1 protein-coding gene is annotated in these 834 nt (G+C 41.0%); it reads right to left on the reverse strand.

Going from position 1 to position 834, the window contains the following annotated elements:
- On the reverse strand, nucleotides 1–740 hold a 740-nt coding region (locus tag JFC08_RS13625), incomplete at its 3' end, for an IS5 family transposase (RefSeq protein WP_198331110.1).
- Nucleotides 741–834 lie beyond the last annotated feature (94 nt).

The raw sequence follows: 834 nt of genomic DNA on the forward strand, positions 1-834 counted from the left end.
CAGATATAGGCACAAGCGAGAGCCACTGTGTTCTCATAACTTTGTTTGAGCTTATCAAATCTAGTTGCAACCGCCCTGTAGTTTTTTAACTTAGCAAAAGCATTTTCTACTAAGTGCCGAGCCTTGTACAAGTGCCAGTCCATATGGTTATTGGTGAACTTAGTATTCTGTTTTCTAGGAATATTATTGAAGCAACCCGCTTGTTCAATATGGTCTCGCAGCGGATCAGAATCATAGCCCTTATCGGCACATAGCATGTCTGTACCACTTAAATTAATCTTATCCACTAAATCTGGTGCTACCTTTACATCGTGAGTCGTGCCATCTGATAAGATAAAAGTAATAGGGTTACCGTGAGCATCAACCGCTAAATGAATCTTGGTGGCGCGTCCTGCCACACTTTTACTAATGGCTTGTTCCACCTCATTGCTACCATTACTGTGCTGATGCGCTTTAATGTGTGTGCCATCGATAAATACCCATTCACAGTCTGAGTCTTTAATTAATAAAGCGAACAGTGCAATCAGTTTATTGCTACGAAACCAGCGCTGATAAGCCTTGTAGACGGTATTAGGCTTACCAAAGTAAGGTGGCAGATCACGCCAAGGACAGCCAACACGCATACGATATAATACGCCTTCGACTGTTTGTCTAAGATTCCCTTTGTCATAGATATTAAGTTCTAGTAATATAGGTCTTAGTCTTGTCCAGTGTTGATCTTTGAGCATTGTACGAGGCATAGCAAACGAGGTCTTTTTTGTGTGAGAACTTAAAGACTAACCGTTTGCTATTTTTTTGCCATCGTTTTATTCCCAATGTTCAACACGCCCTAAT

It is taken from the genome of Psychrobacter cibarius (genome assembly GCF_016107535.1).
Lineage (GTDB): Bacteria > Pseudomonadota > Gammaproteobacteria > Pseudomonadales > Moraxellaceae > Psychrobacter > Psychrobacter cibarius.